This window comes from Gallintestinimicrobium sp. (assembly GCF_046968865.1).
GTDB lineage: Bacteria > Bacillota > Clostridia > Lachnospirales > Lachnospiraceae > Gallintestinimicrobium > Gallintestinimicrobium propionicum.
On record NZ_JBKVPW010000013.1, the window covers coordinates 56,242 to 75,942 of the forward strand.

Here is a 19,701-nt window from a genome sequence, read left to right on the forward strand (position 1 = left end):
TGCGATGGGGGCATACATGAAGATAAAAATCAGGGCGATATAAATTTTGTGGGCAGTTGTTTTTATCATAAGGAAGTTCCCTCCCCGTTTTTATCAAAAATTGCAGTCATCAGCATGTTGATCAGGATAAATACCATCAAAACAATGGAAAGACCGCTGCCTAAATGCCAGTTGCTTGCCTGAGTGAATTCCTGCTCAATAACGTTTCCGATCAGCAGGATCTTGCTGCCACCCAGCAGATTCGAAATCACGAAGGTTGTCAGAGCAGGTACGAACACCATTGTGATGCCGCTGATGACACCAGGGAGGCTCAGCGGGAAAATAACGCGTAAAAAGGTCTGGAACCAGTTGGCACCGAGATCGTGGGCGGCATTGATGACATTCGGGTCAATCTTTGTCAGCGCATTATACAGGGGCAATACCATAAACGGCAGGAAGTTATATACCATGCCGAGGATAATCGCACCGGGGGTATTGATGATATTTAAAGTCGGCAGCCCGAAAAAGGACAGTACCGAGTTGATGACGCCTGTTTTTTCAAGGAGTGTCTGCCATGCAAGGGTGCGCAGGAGAAAGTTCATCCACATGGGAAGGATGAAAATCAGGACGATAAAGCTCTGCTGGCTGACATGCCTGCCTGCCAGGATCATGGCAAGGGGGTAAGCTAGCGCAAGACAGACAACTGTGCTGATTAAGGAAAGCACGAGTGCAGTAATCAGTGCCTTCATATGCTCCGGCGAGGAGATGGCAGTGACATTTTCAAAGGTAAATGCACCGCTTCTGTCTGTGAGCCCGTAGTAAAAGATCATGCACAGCGGGATGATGATAAATGCGGCAGACCAGAGCAGATATGGCGCAGCCATGAGCCTGTTGTGGGGCCACGGCGCCTTTGGCATCGTATTTTTTTTCACTGATTTACTCATCGATGGATACCGCCTCCTCATCTTCCGAAGCAGGCTTGTTCATGATCTGGATATCGAAGGGATCAACGCGGATGCCGACCTCTGTGCCCACCGGGAACATATCGGTGGAGTGTACCAGCCATTCAAAGCCGTTTGCGGTTACTTCCATTTCATAATGAACGCCCTTAAAGATCAGATGTGTTACCGTTCCGGTCAGCGTTCCTTCTTCCGGCTTGACCAGATCCACGTCTTCCGGACGGATTACAACATCGACGGGCTTGTTTGTGCCAAAGCCCTTATCCACGCAGGGAAACTTCTGTCCGAAGATGGAAACAAGCTCATCGCGGATCATGATGCCGTCGATGATGTTGGAGTCTCCGATGAAGTCTGCAACGAAAGCATTCTCCGGCTCATTGTAGATCTTTTCCGGCGTGCCGATCTGCTGAATGTAGCCCTGGTTCATAACAACGATGGTATCGGACATGGTCAGAGCTTCTTCCTGGTCATGGGTGACATAGATGAATGTGATGCCGAGCTCATTTTTCAGACGGATCAGCTCATACTGCATGTCCTGGCGCAGCTTTAAGTCCAGGGCACCAAGGGGCTCATCGAGAAGCAGGAGCTTCGGCTCATTTACGATCGCCCGTGCAATGGCAATACGCTGCTGCTGACCGCCGCTTAGAGAATCAGGCATACGGTTTTCGTAGCCGTCAAGGTTGACCAGCTTGAGGGCATAACGGATTTTGTCCTGAATATAGCTTTTGGTCTTTCCCTTGATCTTTAAGCCGAAGGCGATATTTTCTGCGATCGTCATATGGGGAAAGAGGGCATATTTCTGGAAAACGGTGTTTAGCTGACGTTTGTTGGGCGGCATGTTTGTGATGTCCTTGCCGTTGAATAAAACGCAGCCATTATCCGGCTTTTCAAAACCGCCGATAATGCGCAGAGTTGTTGTTTTTCCGCAGCCGCTGGGGCCAAGGAGGGTTAAAAACTCGTTCTCTCGGATGTAGAGGTTCAGATCATCCAGTACGGTGTTGTCATCGTAAATTTTGGTGATGTGCTGTAAATCGATCAGCCGGTTGCTCATTGGTACTTCTCCCATGCGGTATCCGACAGCGGATACTGTCCCTTCCTTCAAATAATGAAATGTCAGCGCAAAAGACGACTTTTCCTGACAGTGTGTTTATAGTTTGCGTTAGCTTCGAACAATTAAAAGCTTGGAGGACTGGAAACCCAGATCAGGCTTGCTCCCGTCTTTTTACTTGCCGAAATATAATGTGTCGACTTAGGCGTAAAATAAAAGGATTCGCCCTTTTTGGCGCGGTAGCTCTTTTTGCCGATATGGATCGTGATGCTGCCGCTTAATATATAGCCGAACTCTTCCCCTTCGTGTGGGTTGTCTGGATAGGTGCTGCCGCCCGGTGCAAGCGTCAGGCGGATGGGCTCCATAATGTTTTTCTGGGCGTTTGGAATGATCCATTCGGTTTTGTTGCCGTATTCTTCGTCCAGCTTTTCAAAGTAGTCGCTTTCTTTAAAAACGATCTGCTCTTCCGGTTCTTCATTAAAGAAATCCTTTAAATCTGTTCCCAGTGCCTGCAGGATGTCCATCAGGGTTGCGATGGAAGGAGAGGTCAGATCCCGCTCCAGCTGAGAGATAAAGCCTTTGGAAAGCTCTGTCCGGTCAGCCAGCTCCTCCTGTGTCAGTCCCTTTTGCACTCGCAGTTCCTTTACCTTTGCTCCGATTTTCATGTCTGATCCTTCATAGTTATTTTAAACAAAAAGTTTAATGATACTAAACAAACGCACTGAGCTTTATTATACGTTTTTTGACGGGTCTGTCAATGGGGAAAATAATATTTTACATAGTTTTTTCGCGGGTGCAGGCAGAACGCCATTTTAGAGCGATTTTTGGCGCCTTGGGCTATTCCCGCGCAGGGGCAAGGCTGCGTGCGCGCAGACACGCTTTTGCTCGGATGAAAGCGCAGCGGTACATAAGGCAGCAAAGCACGCTGCCCAAGTACCGGCGCTTTCAAACGGTCTGCGGCTGCATCGCAGCCTGTCCCTGTGCGGGACCACCCCAAGGCGCCAAAAAACGGTTTTGGAGGGTTCGTTGTGAATGCAAGGATGGAACTGGAACGAAAAGTGAAAAAGGGATTAACAAAAACGGGACAGGTATGGTAAAATAAATGAGCAGAACATTTTTGCCGCAGGAGGTTTGAACATGACAAATCAGAAAAAGTACGTTGCCTATGTCTCTACCTATACAATGGGAGACAATCATGGTATTACGATTTATGATGTAGATGTAGAAAATGGAAGATTTACATTAAAGGATCGTGTCGAGATTACGAACTCATCCTATCTGACGATTTCGCACAACCGTAAATGGCTGTATTCCATTACAGACTTTGGTGTGGAATCCTATGAAATTTTAAAGGATGGACATTTAAAACCGATCAACATGGCGGGCATTAATGGCATGCGCGGCTGCTATCTTTCCACAGATTATGAAGATCGTTTTCTGTTCGTGGCAGGCTGGCATGACGGCAAGATCACAGCGCTGCGTTTAAAGGAGGACGGCAGTGTCGGAGAGATTACGGATGAGATTTTCCATCGTGGACTGGGCAGTATTGCAGAGCGGAATTTCCGTCCCCACGTCAGCTGTGTGAAGATGACGAGGGACAATCATTATCTGTGTGCAGCAGATCTTGGCATGGATCATGTCAAGGTATACCGCCTCGATCATCAGACCGGTAAGCTGACGCTGGCAGATGTTATCCGCAGTGAAATGGAATCTGCACCCCGTCATATCAAATTCAGCAGGGACGGAAGGATTCTTTACATCGTTCATGAACTGAAAAATATCATAGATGTTTATACCTATGAAGAAAAAAAGGGCAATCCGTTCTTTGAAAAGGTACAGACGATCTCCACAGTCAACGATTATCATGCGAGTAATTCCGCAGCGAGTGCGCTGAATCTTTCGGAGGATTTCCAGTATCTGATCAGTTCCAATGCGGGAGATAACAGCGTCGTAATGTACAAGATTGACCAGAAGACCGGACTTTTGACGAAACTGTTCTGTCTGCCTATCAGTGGAGAATATCCGAAGGATGCGATGCTGTTCCCGGATAATAGACATCTGGTTTCCTTAAATCATGAATCGAATACAATGACATTCTTTACAGTGCACCCGGATACCGGATTGATCGTTATGAACGGGCCGGAGATCAAGGTGGATCAGCCTAACTGCGTTATTTTCCACAGACTGGAAGAAGAATAGAATCAGAAAATTCCCCATCGGCAAAGGCCGGTGGGGAATTTTTATGGGTGCGCCTTGAAACGTGTGTGGATAGGAAAAAAATCATTGGCGTTGCAGCTGGTGCAGAGCTTCTGCCAAAGAAAACAAAAGTGCTTATTTCGTGTAGATTTTTTCAAGATGATCCATTCGTGCCCCCATATTGGACAGCATCAGGTCCAGTATGGTCAGGGCTGTCATGCTTTCTACAACCACGACTGCGCGGGGAACGATGACAGGATCGTGGCGTCCCTTGATCTGCAGCGTACGTTCAACATGGTCACGGCCGATGGTTTGCTGTGGCTGAAAGATGGATGGAGTTGGCTTGATATGAGCGCGCAGAAGGACGGGAGAGCCGTCGCTGATGCCGCCTAAAATACCGCCGGCGTGGTTGGTTTTCTTGGAAACCTGTCCATCCTTTATGCAAAAGGCATCGTTGTTTTCGGAGCCTTTGCGGGAAGAAACCTCGATGCCGTCACCGATTTCAACAGCTTTGACTGCACCGATGGACATGATCGCTGAAGCAAGCCTTGCATCAAGCTTGTCAAAGACCGGATCGCCGATCCCGGCAGGAAGACCGGTCACACAGCATTCGATCACGCCGCCGGAGGAATCCTGATTTTTGATACAGGTTTCGAGAAAGGCTTCTGCGTCGGCGGAAGCTTTTTTATCCGGCATACCAGTAGCGGTCTGAGTGATTGCTTCCCGGTCAAAGGTATCCGGATGAATGGAAACAGGACCGATCGAACGGGTATAGGCGCAGACATCGATACCGAGCCGGTTTAAGATCTTTATGGCGATTGCACCGGCGGCAACACGTCCGGTCGTTTCTCTTCCGGAGGAACGGCCGCCGCCGCGATAGTCACGAAAGCCGTATTTTTCATCAAAGGTGTAGTCTGCATGTCCGGGACGGTAGTTCTGGGCGATTTCCGTATAATCGGAGGATCGCTGAGAGGTATTATAGACGAGCAGAGAAATCGGAGTTCCTGTTGTTTTTCCGTCGAAAATGCCGGAGAGGATCTGAACCTCGTCAGCCTCCTTTCGTTGAGTGACATATTTGCCGGAGCCGGGCTTTCTCCTGTCGAGATAAGGCTGGATATCAGCCTCGCATAAGGGAAGGCCTGCCGGACAGCCATCTATGACAGCGCCGATCGCCTTGCCATGGGATTCTCCCCATGTGGAAACGCGGAAAATGGTGCCAAAAACAGAACCGGACATGAAACACACTCCTTTCGATAAGGGATTTTTCCCTATAGTATAAAACATTTTTTTGACGGATACAAGGGAATCTGTTATACTAATTTTTATCTATGCATGGTGAAAACGATTTTCTAGAGAAACGGGGTATATCTGATTTATGAAAAAAACAAGACAGGCGAATCTGGAGCTTCTCAGGCTTCTCGCCATGGTATTTGTTGTGACGGCACACCTGATGAACCATGGAAATCTGATCGGAGCTGCGAAGATGGGGACTGCTTCTTATTATCTGGTTTGGACGTTGTTTGGCGTTTCCTTTACCTGTATCAATCTGTATCTGTTGATCAGCAGCTACTTTCTGACGGAATCGAGATTCAGCCTTTGGAAGCTTGTAAAAATGGCGGTTCAGGTACTGTTTTATGCTTTGGGAATTACGACGATTTATTGGATTTTTACAGATGTACCCCATGACTTGGAATATCTGGTCTATTCGATTTTACCGATCTCATCGGATTTTTATTGGTTTGTTTCCATGTATGTAGGCATGTATGTGCTGGCACCGGTGATGAATAAGCTGATCCTGGCACTGACTAAGCGTCAGCTTGCCTGTGCGTGTGCTCTGGCTCTGGCTTTGGTGTCTGTGTGGCCAAACATTTTTTATTTTTCTTCGGCCCTTAATACCGCCGGCGGTGTAAGTATATCGTGGTTTTTGACGATTTATCTGTGCGGAGCCTATATCCGTTTGTATTATCAGCCGGATGGAAAATTCCTGAAATGGTTCCTGCCTGCAGTTGGAACCTCCCTGCTGATTCCCCTCAGCCGGTTTGTGATCGAGGCACTGCTGTCCTTTCCGTTTGGCGCGATCAGCTTTCTGGACGATCTGATGTGGGGGTATAGTGTGTTTTATGTCTATAGCTCGATTCTGGTGACAGCTACGTCGATTTTTTTGTTTCTTGCATTTTTGAATCTGAGGATTGCACCGGGAAGAGGCGCAGGCCTGATCAATCGGATTGCAGGTGCGTCCTTTGGCGTTTACCTGATCCATGATCACTACTATATCCGGGAAAGTCTCTGGACGAAAATCGACGGCGCTGCCTGGCTTGGACACTGGTATCTGCCCTTTGCCTGTATTGGGGTGATAGCAGCGATCTACCTGGTATGTACAGCGATCGAGCTGCTTCGGCAAAAACTGTTTGCACCCTTTGAAAAAAGTACGGCGATCGCAGGCTTTTTCCAAAAAGCGGATGATAAATTAAAGAAAATCTGGAATGGAGATTAAGATGAGTGAAAAGATGACCTACAAGGTATTGAAACAGGAGGGACGTGCAAAACGTGCGGTAATGGAAACTGTGCATGGTACGATCCAGACACCGGTTTTTATGAATGTCGGAACCGTTGCTGCGATCAAGGGTGCGGTTTCTACGGAGGATCTGGAAGGACTGGGCACACAGGTGGAGCTTTCCAACACCTATCATCTGCATGTGCGTCCCGGTGATGAAAAGATCAAGGCGATGGGTGGACTGCATCGCTTTATGAGCTGGAATAAGCCGATTTTGACCGATTCCGGCGGATTTCAGGTGTTTTCACTGGCTGGTCTGCGGAAGATCAAAGAGGAGGGGGTAACCTTCCGCTGCCATATCGACGGGCATAAGATCTTCATGGGACCGGAAGAGAGTATGCGGATTCAGTCCAATCTCGCATCTACCATTGCAATGGCATTCGATGAGTGTGCGCCTGCAAAAGCGGAGAGAAGCTACGTGCAGCCTTCCGTAGACCGGACGACAAGATGGCTGGAGCGCTGCAAAAAAGAGATGGCTCGCCTGAACAGCCTGGACGATACGATCAATAAGCAGCAGCTTTTGTTCGGCATTAACCAGGGTGCAATTTACTCGGATATCCGAGTAGAGCATGCCAAACGGATTACAGACCTGGATCTGGACGGTTATGCGGTCGGCGGTCTTGCAGTCGGTGAGACCCATGAGGAAATGTATCATATTCTGGAAGAGACAGTTCCCTATTTGCCCGTGGACAAACCGACCTATCTGATGGGAGTCGGTACACCTGCAAATATTTTGGAGGCAGTGGAACGCGGTGTGGACTTTTTTGACTGCGTATATCCCACCAGAAACGGACGTCATGGACATCTATATACAAACTTCGGCAAGATCAATCTGTTCAATGCGCAGTATGAGCTGGATATGCAGCCCATCGAGCCAGGGTGTCAATGCCCTGTCTGCAGACGGTATTCCAGAGCCTATATCCGTCACCTGTTAAAAGCAAAAGAGATGCTGGGCATGCGCCTGTGCGTCATGCACAACCTGTATTTCTATAATACGATGATGACAGAAATCCGGGATGCGCTGGATAAGGGAGAATTTGCAGCATATAAGAAGCGAAAACTTGACGGCATGCAAAGAATTGTGTATGATGGAAAATAGGCTACGGTAAAGAGACCGGGCAGGGAGAATCCTGCAGGGCAGGGTTTTACTTTATAAACCAGGAGGAATATAGAAAATGAGTATTTTACTGACAGCATCTGAGTCAGCAAGCGCAGGCAGCATGATTCCGCTTATTTTAATGTATGTGGTAGTTTTTGGTGTATTTTTCTACTTCGTACTGTATCGTCCGCAGAAGAAAGAGCAGAAGAAGACCAGCGCAATGCTTTCTACTCTGGAGATCGGAGATTGCGTTCTGACCACCAGCGGCTTCTACGGAATCATCATCGACATCACAGATGATACCGTTATCGTTGAGTTCGGCAACAACAAAAACTGCCGTATTCCGATGCAGAAGAGCGCGATCGTACAGGTGGAAAAGGCTGATGCAGAAGCACCTGCAGATACAAAGAAGAAATAAGACGAATTTTGAGACAGATAAAAGAACCGGAATATGCGCATGTGATAGGCTCACAGGACGTGTGTTCCGGTTTTTTCGTCACACAGCGATTTGTGACGCAGGCATCACAAAGCAGCTGGGATCGCAGAGCCGAACTGGACGTTTTCCTCGCGACACCTTCGGCACAAAGCGCCTGCGGAATGGAGGATTTTATGAAAGTTGTTGATATGCACTGCGACACGATCGCAGCACTTTATGAAAACAAAGAAAAAGGGTGGACACTGCAGGACAACAAACTGCATATTCGTCTGGATAAGATGAAACAGGGGGATTACCTGCTTCAGAATTTTGCACTGTTCGTCTGTACAGAAAATTGTGAAGATCCATATCAGCAGGCGCTGACACTGGCGGACTGCTTTGATCGGCAGATGGCACTGTTTCCGGAGCAGATTGGTCAGGTCAGATGCTATAACGACATTTTGGAAAATCAGAAAAACGGGCGCATGAGCGCGCTTTTGACAATCGAAGAGGGTGCGGTGTGTCAGGGCAGCCTGGAAAAGCTGCGGGAATTTTATGACAGAGGTGTCCGAATGTTGACGCTGACCTGGAATTTTCCAAACGAGATCGGTTTTCCGAATTTTGGCATTTCCGGGGATGGCAAGCCGGATAGGACGGTTCCGAACACGAAGGATGGGCTGACAGAGTTCGGATTTTTATTTCTGGAAGAGATGGAGCGGCTCGGAATGATCGTGGATGTGTCCCATCTGTCGGACGCGGGCTTTTATGACGTGGCGTCCCATGCGAAGCGTCCCTTTGTCGCAAGCCATTCCGATGCCCGCGCAATCTGTCCGGCGGTGCGCAATTTAACGGACGACATGATCTGTTTGCTGGCAGAAAAAGGCGGTGTGACCGGACTGAACTTCTGTCCGTCCTTTTTAAATGCCCAAAAGGACTATCCGGGCACAGCTGCAGACGTGGCACGCCATGCGGCACATATCATAAAAGTCGGCGGAGAGGACTGCCTGGGACTGGGCAGCGATTTTGACGGAATTCGGACCCATGCAGAGCTCCCGGGCGCAGACGCAATGCCGGTTCTGGAGGATGCGCTTGCAAAGGCAGGGCTTACCGCCAGACAGCGTGATAAGGTCATGGGAGAAAATGTACTGCGCGTATACCGGGAGGTGTTGGGATAAGGCGCTGTATTCTGCTTGCAGATTTTCAGACGGAATGTTATACTGAGATCAATCTCACAAAAGAAAAATGCTGCAGAGATTGAGGATGGATTTTTTGAAATGAACATAAATGAAATTGCAAAGTTGGCAAATGTCTCCCGGGCCACCGTTTCCCGTTACTTTAACGATGGCTATGTCAGTGCAGAAAAGCGGGAGCAGATCCGCAGGGTGATCGAGGAGACAGGTTATAAACCGTCTGCGCAGGCACAGATGCTGCGTACCAAAAAGACGAAGCAGATCGGTGTGATTATCCCGAAGATCAATTCCGAATCCATCAGCGGGATGATCTCCGGGATCAGCAAGGAGCTAAAGCAGGCGGGCTTCTGGCTGCTTTTGGCAAACACGGAAAACCAGGAACGCGAGGAAGTGGAGTATTTAAAGCTCTTTTCCGAAAATCAGGTGGACGGGATTATCCTGATCGGGACGATTTTCACACCGGCGCACAAGCGTGCACTGCGCGCGCTGCAGGTTCCGGTCGTGGTGCTGGGACAGAAGCTGGAAGGCTACAGCTGCGTCTATCAGGATGATTATCTTGCAGCAAAGGAATCCGCGCGTATGATGTTAAAGGATGCGAAGCATCCGGCGTGTCTTGGTGTGACGAAGCGAGATCATGCAGCCGGGGAAGAACGTTTCCGTGGATTTTTGGATGTTCTGGAAGAAAAGGGAATAGACTGGGACAACAGCTTTTATGAGGAAAGTGCTTTTTCTGTTGAGGACGGCTATGAGGCAATGGGACGCTTATGGGAGCGGCATCCGGAGATTGATGCAGTATTTGGGGCAACGGATTCTGTAGCGCTCGGCGCGCTTGGCTGGCTGCAGGAGCATCAGATCCGGATTCCGCAGCAGGTTGCGATTTCCGGCGTGGGCGACACGGTTTCCGGGCGGATCGTTGCGCCGAAGCTTTCCAGCGTGCACTTTTTTTACCAGACCAGCGGACAGGAGGCGGCGCGGCTTTTGCTGGAGCTGATGAATGGAAATCCTGCGGGAAAAGAAATTAAAATGGGTTTTCGTACAGAGGAGAGAGGGACGACGCGCCAAACTGCGATTTAGAAAAATTTAAGAATTGTTTTGGAAAAGCTTCCACAGTTTTTGCGGGAGCTTTTTTTGTTGTGTCGGTATGCTTGTACTCAGAAAGAGAAAGCGAGGAATAGCAATGAACGAAACAAAAACAAAACAATCTGTAACACAGCAAAAATCAAACTGGAAGCCCTGGCAGATCGTGCTGGTGATCCTCCTCGGATTATGTGCCCTGCCGGTGGTGGTCCCGGTAGGGCTCGGACTGCTTGCCGCTGTAGTCGGCATTGCAGTAGCACTGGGTGCCTGCGTGCTCGGTCTGTTGGCCTGCAGTGCAGCCTGCGGCATCGGAATGATCCTTGTGCTGGCAGCACTGCTTCTGGGCGGACTGTTTTTCATCGGGACAGGAATTGTTTCGATGTTTCATGCGGTTGGCAGCGGCTTTGCGATTCTGGGCAGCGGCTTTATGATGACAGGCTCAGCAATCCTGGGCACAGCATTGCTGATCGGACTGGTGTGGCTGATCTGGAAAGGAATTTTATGGATCCGCAGCAAGGCTGGCGGAAAGAAAAAAGCCGGCAGCGCAGAGCCGGAACCTGAGGCAGCGCCCGGCGAACAGATGACGGGCACATCTGCTGCTGAAACGGACAGCAACGGATTTCACCTGCTGGAGAGAAAGGAGACGGACAGCGATGAAAAATAAAACATTGAAAAAGACGCTTCTGATCTCGACAGGTCTGTTGGCAGCAGGCGGCATCTGTATTGGCATTGGGATTGCGATGGGAGGAAGCCCGGTGTTTTATCTGGATAACGAAGGAATTCATTTGAAAGAGACAACAGCCTGCCCGGAGACGGTACAGGATTATGCCGGACAGAAGCAGCTGGCAGCGTTTGAAAAAATTGAGGTGGATCTGAAATACGGAGAGTTTTCTTTGGAGGAAGGCGATTCTTATAGTGTTGAATATCTTCTGGCAGGCGATCGGGAAGAACCGGTGTGCCAGGTGGAGAATGGAACACTCATAGTGAAAGAAGGCGATTTCGGGGAAACGCAGGAAGGAAATCGGTGGTATTTCCGGCTCTGGGGAGAAGAAGGAGAACGGCGGCAGGATGATCCTTATGTGAAAATCACAGTGCCGAAGGGTGCCAGGTTGAAAGAGGTTTCGGTCGATGCACCGTGGGATATCGATCTTGCAGCGAATCTTTCTGCAGAGAAGCTTTCTGTAAAGACGAGCTATGGTGAGATTAAAATGGAGGACTGGAACGGAATTGACCTGAGTATTTACGACGAAGACGGTGACATCAAGACCGGAAATCTGACCGGTAATAAGGTAGAGATCACCGGTCTGTATGGAGATCTGAACATTGGCTGTATCGAAAGCACACAGGCGTCTTTGGAAGCGGAGAATGGTTCGGTAACTGTTTTTGCAGGAACGCAGGGCACGCTGGACGTAAAAAACAGTTACGGGGATACGAACATATACGAAATGCAGAAGGCGGATGCATATGGATATGATCTTCGCACAGAATATGGTGAAATTCATTTTTCGGGATATGAGATGATGGAAAATGAGAACGGAGACGCAGCAGAGTACAGAAAACAGGCACCCGGCAGTGCTGTCATCCGGGTATCCGCAGAAAACGGCGATATCAAAATCCGGGAGAATGTTGCGCAAAGCACTTTGGAAGAAACAGTTGCAGAAACAAAATCTGTAGACGAAGAGGAGTGATTTCAATTTCATAAAGACGTAGAGACAGCTCCGGCAATCTAAAAAAAGGATTGTCGGAGCTGCTTGTATAAGTTGCCTGAAAAGATGTATACTCTTTTTGGCGAAAACGTGAATTTACAAAATGTCGTGAAAACAGAGGGCGGGGGTTACCATGGATTACAGGAAAACAGCACAGCAGATCTGTGACAACATAGGAGGCAGGAAAAATATCATCAGCGCTGAGCACTGTGCGACGCGACTGCGTCTGGTCATCGGAGACAATGACAAGTGCAGCAAGGAAGCAATCGAAGCAATCGACGGTGTGAAGGGAGTCTTTTTCGCGTCCGGACAGCTGCAGATTATTTTCGGGACAGGAACGGTCAACAAGGTTTACGACGAATTTATCCAGATCGCGGGCATCAGCGCATTTTCCAGGGAAGAAGTCCGACAGGCAGCAAGCACAAAGACGAGCCTTTGGAGGCGTGCAGTAAAGACATTGGGAGATGTATTTATTCCGATCATTCCGGCGATCGTAGCGAGCGGTCTGCTGGTGGGGATTCTGGAAGGACTTTGTGAGGTTTATCCTGCAATGGAGCAGTCCGGTACATATACGATCCTTCACCTGTTTTCGAATGCGGCATTTGTTTTTCTGCCGATCCTGATCGCGATCAGCGCGGCAAAGGTATTTGGCGGAAATCTGTATCTTGGTGCAGTTATCGGTATGATCATGATTCATCCGGATTTGATGAATGCATGGAGTGTTGTAGATGCAGAAAGTATTCCTAAATTGAATGCATGGTTCGGGTTATATCAGATCGAGCTTGTCGGCTATCAGGGACATGTCATTCCGGTTGTGATCGCAGTATGGTTTATGAGCATGCTGGAAAAGAAACTGCACAAGATCGTTCCGGAAATTATCGACCTGTTTGTGACACCGCTTGTGACGGTGCTTGTAACGGGGTATTTGACCCTGACAATTTTCGGACCTGTTTTTTCCTGGGTGGAAAACGGCGTACTGGAAGGCGCTCAGTGGCTGATTACGCTTCCCTTTGGAATCGGTGCGGCACTGTGCGGCGCGGTCTATGCGCCGACGGTTGTAGCGGGTGTACATCATATGTATAGCGCGCTGGAAGCGGGACTGATTTCAAAAAGCGGATTAAATACGTGGATGCCAATTGCGACGGCAGCCAATGTCGGTCAGGGTGCAGCGGCGCTTGCTCTGGCATTAAAAACCAAAAACAGCAAGGTAAAGGCCCTTGCGCTGCCGTCTTCGCTGTCCGCATTTTTAGGCATCACCGAGCCTGCAATTTTTGGTGTCAATATCCGTTACATGAAACCGTTTGTGGCAGGAATGATCGGAGGGGCCTGCGGTGCACTGATTGCCGGATGGACAGGCATCGGAGCGACAGCTTATGGCGTAACCGGACTGTTCGGATATCTGATTACGACGGATGATACGCTGCAATATACCCTTGTGATTGCGGTAGCGTTTGTGGTCAGCTTCGTGATTTCATGGGTGCTGTATCATGATGAGAAAGCGCCTGGCGAGAAAACCGCCGCACGAAAGCAGTAAACCTATATCCGAAAAGAATGGAAAACACGAAATTCATTCCTTCAAGTTATAAAAGCCATATCAAACCGATATGGCTTTTTTCCTGTTTTTATTGAAAAATATACAGTGTTACGTTAAACTTAGAAAGAACAGCTCAATTACAATTGGGCGCAGTATTGGAGGAACAGCTCGATGAAATTACAGATTGCATGTATTCCGGGCGATGGAATCGGACCGGAAATTGTAGCACAGGCGAATAAAGTACTGGATCAGGTGGCAAAGAAATTCGGCCATGAAATAGAGCGCAAGGAGATTTTGATGGGCGGTGCATCGATTGATGTGCACGGCGTACCGCTGACAGATGAGGCGATTGCGACAGCGAAGGCGGCAGATGCGGTTCTGATGGGTTCGATCGGCGGAGATACCAACACCTCCCCCTGGTACAAGCTCCCTCCGGAAAAGCGTCCGGAAGCAGGTCTGTTGAAGATCCGCAAAGCACTCAACTTATTTGCAAATTTAAGACCGGCTTATTTGTATCCGCAGCTTGCAGGCGCGTGCCCGTTAAAAGAAGAAATTAGCCAGGCAGGCTTTGACATGCTGATTATGAGAGAGCTGACCGGCGGTCTGTATTTTGGCGAGCGCCATACGACGACAGAAAACGGCGTGCGCAAGGCAGTCGATACCCTGACCTACACCGAAGAGGAAATCCGCCGAATCGCGATCAAGGCGTTTGATGTAGCGCGCAAGAGAAAAGGCAAAGTGACGAGCGTGGACAAGGCAAACGTGCTGGATTCCTCGAGACTGTGGAGAAGCGTGGTGGAAGAGGTGGCAAAGGATTATCCTGATGTGGAGCTGTCTCATATGCTCGTGGACAACTGTGCGATGCAGCTGGTCAAAGATCCGGCGCAGTTCGATGTGATCCTGACCGAAAATATGTTTGGCGATATTCTTTCGGATGAAGCGAGCATGGTGACCGGCTCGATCGGTATGCTGTCTTCCGCAAGCTTAAACGATACAAAGTTCGGCTTATATGAGCCCAGTCACGGCAGTGCGCCGGATATCGCGGGCAAAGATCTCGCAAATCCCATTGCAACTGTGCTGAGTGCTGCCATGATGCTGCGTTACACCTTTGATCTGGATAAAGAGGCAGAAGCAGTGGAAGAAGCGGTTCGCAAGGTTCTGGCAGAGGGCTATCGCACCGGAGATATTATGGCCGTAGGGTGTACATTAGTTGGATGCAGCAAGATGGGCGATCTGCTTGCAGAGCGGATTTGATTTTTGATAACAGAATGCGAGGAACGAACAAATGAGAAGTGATAATGTAACAAAAGGCGTCCAGCAGGCACCGCACAGAAGTCTGATGAATGCACTGGGAATGACAGAGGAGGAAAAGAACAGACCGCTGATCGGTATCGTAAACTCCTATAACGAAATCGTGCCCGGACATATGAACCTGGATAAAATTACAGAAGCGGTCAAGCTCGGCGTCGCGATGGCTGGAGGCACCCCGGTTGTATTCCCGGCAATCGCAGTCTGCGATGGTATCGCGATGGGACATGTCGGCATGAAATATTCCCTCGTAACCAGAGACCTGATCTGCGACAGCACCGAGTGTATGGCGATGGCACATCAGTTCGATGGTCTGGTATGTATCCCTAACTGTGATAAAAATGTGCCCGGTCTTTTGATGGCAGCGGCAAGACTGAATATCCCGACGATTTTTGTTTCCGGCGGTCCAATGCTGGCAGGACATCTGCACGGCAGAAAGAGAAGCTTATCTTCTATGTTTGAAGCAGTAGGCTCCGTGGCAGCAGGCACCATGTCGCTGGAAGAGCTGCAGGAATACGAAGAAAAAGTATGTCCGACCTGCGGTTCCTGTTCCGGTATGTACACCGCAAACTCCATGAACTGTCTGACAGAGGCGCTGGGCATGGGCTTAAAGGGCAACGGCACAATTCCGGCAGTATATTCTGCACGTATCCAGCTGGCAAAGCATGCCGGTATGCAGATTATGGAGCTGGTTCGCAAGGATATCAAGCCCCGCGACATCATGACAAAGGATGCGTTCTTAAACGCCCTGACCGTCGATATGGCGCTCGGCTGTTCTACAAACTCCATGCTGCATCTGCCTGCAATCGCGCATGAGGCAGGCGTAGAGCTGAACATGGAAATCGCAAATGAAATTTCTTCCCATACACCGAACCTGTGTCATCTGGCACCTGCAGGTCCGACTTACATTGAAGACTTAAATGAGGCTGGCGGCGTATACGCAGTTATGAATGAATTAAATAAGAAGGGACTGTTAAAGACAGACCTGATGACGGTAACCGGAAAGACCGTCGGCGAAAATATCGAAGCCTGTGTAAACCGCAATCCCGAAGTGATTCGTCCGATTGAAAATCCCTATTCTGAGACAGGCGGTATCGCTGTACTCAAAGGCAACCTGGCTCCGGATACCGGTGTTGTAAAGAGAAGCGCTGTTGTACCGGAAATGATGGTTCATGAAGGCCCTGCAAGGGTATTTGACTGCGAAGAGGACGCAATTGCTGCGATCAAGGGCGGCAAGATTGTTCCCGGCGATGTCGTTGTGATCCGTTACGAGGGACCCAAAGGCGGCCCCGGCATGAGAGAAATGCTGAATCCGACTTCTGCAATCGCAGGTATGGGTCTTGGTTCCAGTGTTGCGCTGATTACGGACGGTCGTTTCTCCGGCGCATCCAGAGGTGCGTCGATTGGTCATGTTTCCCCGGAGGCTGCTGTCGGCGGTCCCATCGCGCTGGTAGAAGAGGGCGATATCATCAGCATCAATATTCCGGAAAATCGTCTGGATATGAAGGTTTCGGATGAAGTGCTGGCAGAGAGAAGGGCAAAATGGCAGCCCAGAGAGCCGAAGGTAACCACCGGATATCTTGCACGTTACCGGGAAATGGTAACCAGCGGAAACAGAGGCGCTGTACTCGAAATTAAGAAATAAGGATAAAAAGGGGAGGACGATATGGTTCGTACAGGTGCTGAAATCGTCATAGAGTGTTTAAAAGAACAGGGCGTGGATGTTGTGTTCGGATATCCGGGCGGCTCCATTTTGAATGTATATGATGCGTTATACAATCATAGCGATGAGATTTTCCATGTGCTGACATCTCATGAACAGGGTGCTGCACATGCAGCAGATGGCTATGCGCGTGCAACCGGAAAAGTTGGTGTGTGTATGGCGACCAGTGGTCCCGGCGCGACGAATCTGGTTACCGGCATTGCGACCGCGTACATGGATTCCGTTCCGATGGTAGCGATTACCTGTAATGTAACGCTGCCGCTTCTGGGAAAAGATTCCTTCCAGGAGGTCGATATCGCAGGCGTGACGATGCCGATCACCAAACACGGTTACATTGTAAAAGATGTCAATATTCTGGCAGATACGCTGCGCAAGGCATTTCACATTGCAAAATCCGGCAGACCCGGACCGGTACTGGTAGATATTACCAAAGATGTAACGGCAGCGAGCTGTGAATATACACCCAAAGAGCCGGAATCAGTTGAACGTGCCGGACATTACACGCAGGAAGATCTAGATGCCGCGCTGGAAGTGATTTCCAAGGCGAAAAAACCCTATATTTACCTGGGCGGCGGAGCAATTCTTTCTGGCGCTTCAGAAGAGGTGCGTGCCTTTGCCAAAAAACTGGATTCTCCGGTCTGTGATACCCTGATGGGAAAGGGGGCATATGACGGTTACGATCCGCTCTATACCGGTATGATCGGTATGCACGGCACAAAGACCTCCAACCTCGGAGTGAGCGAATGTGACCTTCTGGTGGCACTGGGCGCGAGATTTTCTGACCGTGTCATCGGCAATGCATCCTTATTTGCAAAGAATGCAAAGATCCTGCATATCGATATTGATGCTGCTGAGATCAATAAAAATATCCATGCGGACGTGTCCATTGTCGGAGATCTGAAGGATGTTTTGACAAAGCTGATCGCACGGATGGAACAGATGCATCATCCGGAGTGGACGGCGCATATTCTGGAATTAAAAGAAAAGTATCCGCTCAAATATGACGACAGCCAGTTGAGCTGCCCTTATATTATAGAAGAATTAGACCGCATTACGAAAGGCAATGCAATTATCACAACCGACGTCGGACAGCATCAGATGTGGGCGGCGCAGTATTATCATTATACGAAGCCCCGCACGTTTTTGTCCTCCGGCGGTCTTGGCACGATGGGCTACGGTATCGGGGCATGCATCGGCGCGAAAACAGGCTGCCCGGACAAAATCTGCGTTAATATCGGCGGAGACGGATGCTTCCGTATGAACCTGATTGAGCTTGCAACAGCCAGCAGATATCAGATTCCGATCATCCAGATCATCATCAACAATCATGTTCTGGGCATGGTGCGCCAGTGGCAGACGCTCTTTTATGGAAAACGCTATTCCCAGACGGTTCTGGAGGATGCAGTGGATTACTGCAAGGTAGCAGAAGGATTGGGATGCGCGGCAATCCGCGTCACTGCGAAGGAGGAGGTTGCTCCGGCAATTGAAAAGGCAATCGCACTTCAGAAGCCGGTTGTCATCGACTGCAGAATTCCTGAAGACGATAAGGTATTTCCGATGGTTCCAGCGGGTGCAGCGATCAGCGAGGTTTTCGATGGGGATGACCTTGCAAGCAAATAAATTAACGTAGTAGTTGACTAAAGTGAAAAATACGGGTACAATAGACCGAAAGGTCGGTATCCGTATTTTTATTCAGGCATGAGCGGTATTCGATATCATTTTTTTTAATCCAAATGTCCGTATCACAAAAACACATGTTTGATTAGAACGGGCAGATCGGCTTTTTAGAAAATTCAAGTGCCGCACAGGCGGCGGAATGAGAGGTAAAAATGTCCAGAGTGTACAATTTCAGTGCAGGCCCGGCTGTCCTGCCGGAAGAAGTGCTGCAGGAAGCAGCAGACGAAATGCTTGATTACAGAGGCTGTGGAATGTCAGTTATGGAGATGAGCCATCGTTCCGGTACCTATCAGAAAATCATCGATGAGGCGGAGGCTGATTTACGTCAGCTGATGGGAATCCCCGATAACTATAAAGTGCTGTTTTTACAGGGTGGCGCAAGCCAGCAGTTTGCGATGATTCCGATGAACCTGATGAAAAACCGCGTAGCGGATTACATCATAACCGGACAGTGGGCGAAAAAGGCGTGGAAAGAGGCTTCCATTTACGGAAAGGCAAATGCGGTTGCATCCTCCGAGGATCAGACCTTTTCCTATATTCCGGACTGCTCCGATCTGCCGATCGACCCGGACGCGGATTATGTATATATTTGTGAAAATAACACCATTTACGGAACCAAATTCAAAACGCTTCCGAATACAAAGGGAAAACCCCTTGTTGCGGATGTTTCCTCCTGCTTCTTATCCGAGCCGGTTGATGTGACCAAATATGGCATGATTTACGGTGGCGTTCAGAAGAATATTGGACCTGCCGGCGTAGTTATCGCAATTATCCGGGAAGACCTGATTACAGAAGATGTGCTGCCCGGCACGCCCACCATGTTAAAATATAAAATTCATGCGGATGCGAAATCTCTTTACAACACGCCTCCGGCATACGGAATTTACATCTGCGGCAAAGTATTTAAGTGGCTGCAAAAGCGCGGCGGTCTGGAAGCAATGAAAGAATACAACGAGAAAAAAGCGAAAATTCTGTATGATTTCCTGGATGAAAGCAAGCTGTTCAAAGGCACCGTCCGCAAGGAAGACCGTTCGTTGATGAACGTTCCGTTTATCACAGGCAATGCCGATCTGGATGCAAAATTTGTTGCAGAGGCAAAGAAAAACGGTCTGGAGAACTTAAAGGGACACAGAAGCGTCGGCGGCATGCGCGCAAGCATTTACAATGCAATGCCGATGGAGGGCGTGGAAAAGCTGGTTGCCTTTATGAAAGAGTTTGAAGCGCAGAATCAGTAAG

The 19,701-nt window shown here is 49.2% G+C and carries 17 protein-coding genes; 13 read left to right on the forward strand and 4 right to left on the reverse strand.

The genetic code is table 11. From position 1 onward, the window contains the following. Positions 1–65: 65 nt before the first annotated feature. The 3 genes from ACLTOQ_RS11750 to ACLTOQ_RS11760 all read right to left on the reverse strand — a co-directional run bounded on the left by ACLTOQ_RS11750 (position 66) and on the right by ACLTOQ_RS11760 (position 2,651). Positions 66–923, reverse strand: a complete 858-nt coding sequence (locus ACLTOQ_RS11750; protein ID WP_021914658.1) for an ABC transporter permease — start codon at positions 921–923, stop codon at positions 66–68. Further along, on the reverse strand, positions 916–1,989 hold the full coding sequence (gene potA / locus ACLTOQ_RS11755) for a spermidine/putrescine ABC transporter ATP-binding protein (RefSeq protein ID WP_021914657.1): 1,074 nt from the start codon (positions 1,987–1,989) through the stop codon (positions 916–918). The genes ACLTOQ_RS11750 and potA overlap by 8 nt, the downstream gene beginning before the upstream one ends. Positions 1,990–2,111: 122 nt before the next feature. After that, on the reverse strand, positions 2,112–2,651 hold the full coding sequence (locus ACLTOQ_RS11760; RefSeq protein WP_021914656.1) for a helix-turn-helix domain-containing protein: 540 nt from the start codon (positions 2,649–2,651) through the stop codon (positions 2,112–2,114). Between the two features lie 472 nt (positions 2,652–3,123). Between ACLTOQ_RS11760 and ACLTOQ_RS11765 the strand changes: the two genes are divergently transcribed. Next, a complete protein-coding gene (locus tag ACLTOQ_RS11765; protein WP_412287223.1) occupies positions 3,124–4,185 on the forward strand; it encodes a lactonase family protein in 1,062 nt (353 codons plus the stop codon). A 132-nt stretch (positions 4,186–4,317) separates the two neighbouring features. Here ACLTOQ_RS11765 and aroC read toward each other — a convergent pair whose 3' ends face one another. Beyond that, the gene (aroC, locus tag ACLTOQ_RS11770) at positions 4,318–5,418 is read right to left on the reverse strand and encodes a chorismate synthase (protein ID WP_337426264.1); all 1,101 of its coding nucleotides are present in this window, start codon (positions 5,416–5,418) and stop codon (positions 4,318–4,320) included. A gap of 139 nt (positions 5,419–5,557) precedes the next feature. On the opposite strand from aroC, the gene ACLTOQ_RS11775 reads away from it, so the two are divergent. From ACLTOQ_RS11775 to serC, 12 genes are all read left to right on the forward strand, one after another. Then, positions 5,558–6,676, forward strand: a complete 1,119-nt coding sequence (locus ACLTOQ_RS11775) for an acyltransferase (protein WP_412287221.1) — start codon at positions 5,558–5,560, stop codon at positions 6,674–6,676. 1 nt (position 6,677) lies between these two features. Further along, a complete protein-coding gene (gene tgt, locus ACLTOQ_RS11780) occupies positions 6,678–7,835 on the forward strand; it encodes a tRNA guanosine(34) transglycosylase Tgt (RefSeq protein ID WP_117961350.1) in 1,158 nt (385 codons plus the stop codon). Between the two features lie 76 nt (positions 7,836–7,911). Beyond that, on the forward strand, positions 7,912–8,253 hold the full coding sequence (gene yajC, locus ACLTOQ_RS11785; RefSeq protein ID WP_118763487.1) for a preprotein translocase subunit YajC: 342 nt from the start codon (positions 7,912–7,914) through the stop codon (positions 8,251–8,253). Positions 8,254–8,444: 191 nt separating this feature from the next. Further along, on the forward strand, positions 8,445–9,425 hold the full coding sequence (locus ACLTOQ_RS11790) for a dipeptidase (RefSeq protein ID WP_412287220.1): 981 nt from the start codon (positions 8,445–8,447) through the stop codon (positions 9,423–9,425). 99 nt (positions 9,426–9,524) lie between these two features. Next, on the forward strand, positions 9,525–10,514 hold the full coding sequence (locus ACLTOQ_RS11795) for a LacI family DNA-binding transcriptional regulator (protein ID WP_118497224.1): 990 nt from the start codon (positions 9,525–9,527) through the stop codon (positions 10,512–10,514). Positions 10,515–10,617: 103 nt separating this feature from the next. Next, the gene (locus ACLTOQ_RS11800; protein ID WP_349174118.1) at positions 10,618–11,181 is read left to right on the forward strand and encodes a hypothetical protein; all 564 of its coding nucleotides are present in this window, start codon (positions 10,618–10,620) and stop codon (positions 11,179–11,181) included. After that, positions 11,171–12,205, forward strand: a complete 1,035-nt coding sequence (locus ACLTOQ_RS11805) for a DUF4097 family beta strand repeat-containing protein (RefSeq protein WP_349174120.1) — start codon at positions 11,171–11,173, stop codon at positions 12,203–12,205. Before ACLTOQ_RS11800 ends, ACLTOQ_RS11805 begins: the two co-directional genes overlap by 11 nt. Positions 12,206–12,356: 151 nt before the next feature. Next, a complete protein-coding gene (locus ACLTOQ_RS11810) occupies positions 12,357–13,757 on the forward strand; it encodes a PTS transporter subunit EIIC (protein WP_412319509.1) in 1,401 nt (466 codons plus the stop codon). A gap of 171 nt (positions 13,758–13,928) precedes the next feature. Then, positions 13,929–15,011, forward strand: a complete 1,083-nt coding sequence (gene leuB, locus ACLTOQ_RS11815) for a 3-isopropylmalate dehydrogenase (RefSeq protein ID WP_412319511.1) — start codon at positions 13,929–13,931, stop codon at positions 15,009–15,011. A 31-nt stretch (positions 15,012–15,042) separates the two neighbouring features. Then, positions 15,043–16,710, forward strand: coding sequence for a dihydroxy-acid dehydratase (ilvD, locus tag ACLTOQ_RS11820; RefSeq protein ID WP_021914643.1), 1,668 nt, complete (start codon positions 15,043–15,045; stop codon positions 16,708–16,710). 21 nt (positions 16,711–16,731) lie between these two features. After that, positions 16,732–18,408, forward strand: coding sequence for a biosynthetic-type acetolactate synthase large subunit (ilvB, locus tag ACLTOQ_RS11825; RefSeq protein WP_412270459.1), 1,677 nt, complete (start codon positions 16,732–16,734; stop codon positions 18,406–18,408). A 209-nt stretch (positions 18,409–18,617) separates the two neighbouring features. Next, positions 18,618–19,700, forward strand: coding sequence for a 3-phosphoserine/phosphohydroxythreonine transaminase (serC, locus tag ACLTOQ_RS11830; RefSeq protein WP_118497209.1), 1,083 nt, complete (start codon positions 18,618–18,620; stop codon positions 19,698–19,700). Position 19,701 lies beyond the last annotated feature (1 nt).

Coding starts and splice junctions, on each gene's coding strand:
- ACLTOQ_RS11750 (WP_021914658.1), bottom strand. CDS start 923: ATGAGTAAATCAGTGAAAAAAAATACGATGCCAAAGGCGCCGTGGCCC.
- potA (WP_021914657.1), bottom strand. CDS start 1,989: ATGAGCAACCGGCTGATCGATTTACAGCACATCACCAAAATTTACGAT.
- ACLTOQ_RS11760 (WP_021914656.1), bottom strand. CDS start 2,651: ATGAAAATCGGAGCAAAGGTAAAGGAACTGCGAGTGCAAAAGGGACTG.
- ACLTOQ_RS11765 (WP_412287223.1), top strand. CDS start 3,124: ATGACAAATCAGAAAAAGTACGTTGCCTATGTCTCTACCTATACAATG.
- aroC (WP_337426264.1), bottom strand. CDS start 5,418: ATGTCCGGTTCTGTTTTTGGCACCATTTTCCGCGTTTCCACATGGGGA.
- ACLTOQ_RS11775 (WP_412287221.1), top strand. CDS start 5,558: ATGAAAAAAACAAGACAGGCGAATCTGGAGCTTCTCAGGCTTCTCGCC.
- tgt (WP_117961350.1), top strand. CDS start 6,678: ATGAGTGAAAAGATGACCTACAAGGTATTGAAACAGGAGGGACGTGCA.
- yajC (WP_118763487.1), top strand. CDS start 7,912: ATGAGTATTTTACTGACAGCATCTGAGTCAGCAAGCGCAGGCAGCATG.
- ACLTOQ_RS11790 (WP_412287220.1), top strand. CDS start 8,445: ATGAAAGTTGTTGATATGCACTGCGACACGATCGCAGCACTTTATGAA.
- ACLTOQ_RS11795 (WP_118497224.1), top strand. CDS start 9,525: ATGAACATAAATGAAATTGCAAAGTTGGCAAATGTCTCCCGGGCCACC.
- ACLTOQ_RS11800 (WP_349174118.1), top strand. CDS start 10,618: ATGAACGAAACAAAAACAAAACAATCTGTAACACAGCAAAAATCAAAC.
- ACLTOQ_RS11805 (WP_349174120.1), top strand. CDS start 11,171: ATGAAAAATAAAACATTGAAAAAGACGCTTCTGATCTCGACAGGTCTG.
- ACLTOQ_RS11810 (WP_412319509.1), top strand. CDS start 12,357: ATGGATTACAGGAAAACAGCACAGCAGATCTGTGACAACATAGGAGGC.
- leuB (WP_412319511.1), top strand. CDS start 13,929: ATGAAATTACAGATTGCATGTATTCCGGGCGATGGAATCGGACCGGAA.
- ilvD (WP_021914643.1), top strand. CDS start 15,043: ATGAGAAGTGATAATGTAACAAAAGGCGTCCAGCAGGCACCGCACAGA.
- ilvB (WP_412270459.1), top strand. CDS start 16,732: ATGGTTCGTACAGGTGCTGAAATCGTCATAGAGTGTTTAAAAGAACAG.
- serC (WP_118497209.1), top strand. CDS start 18,618: ATGTCCAGAGTGTACAATTTCAGTGCAGGCCCGGCTGTCCTGCCGGAA.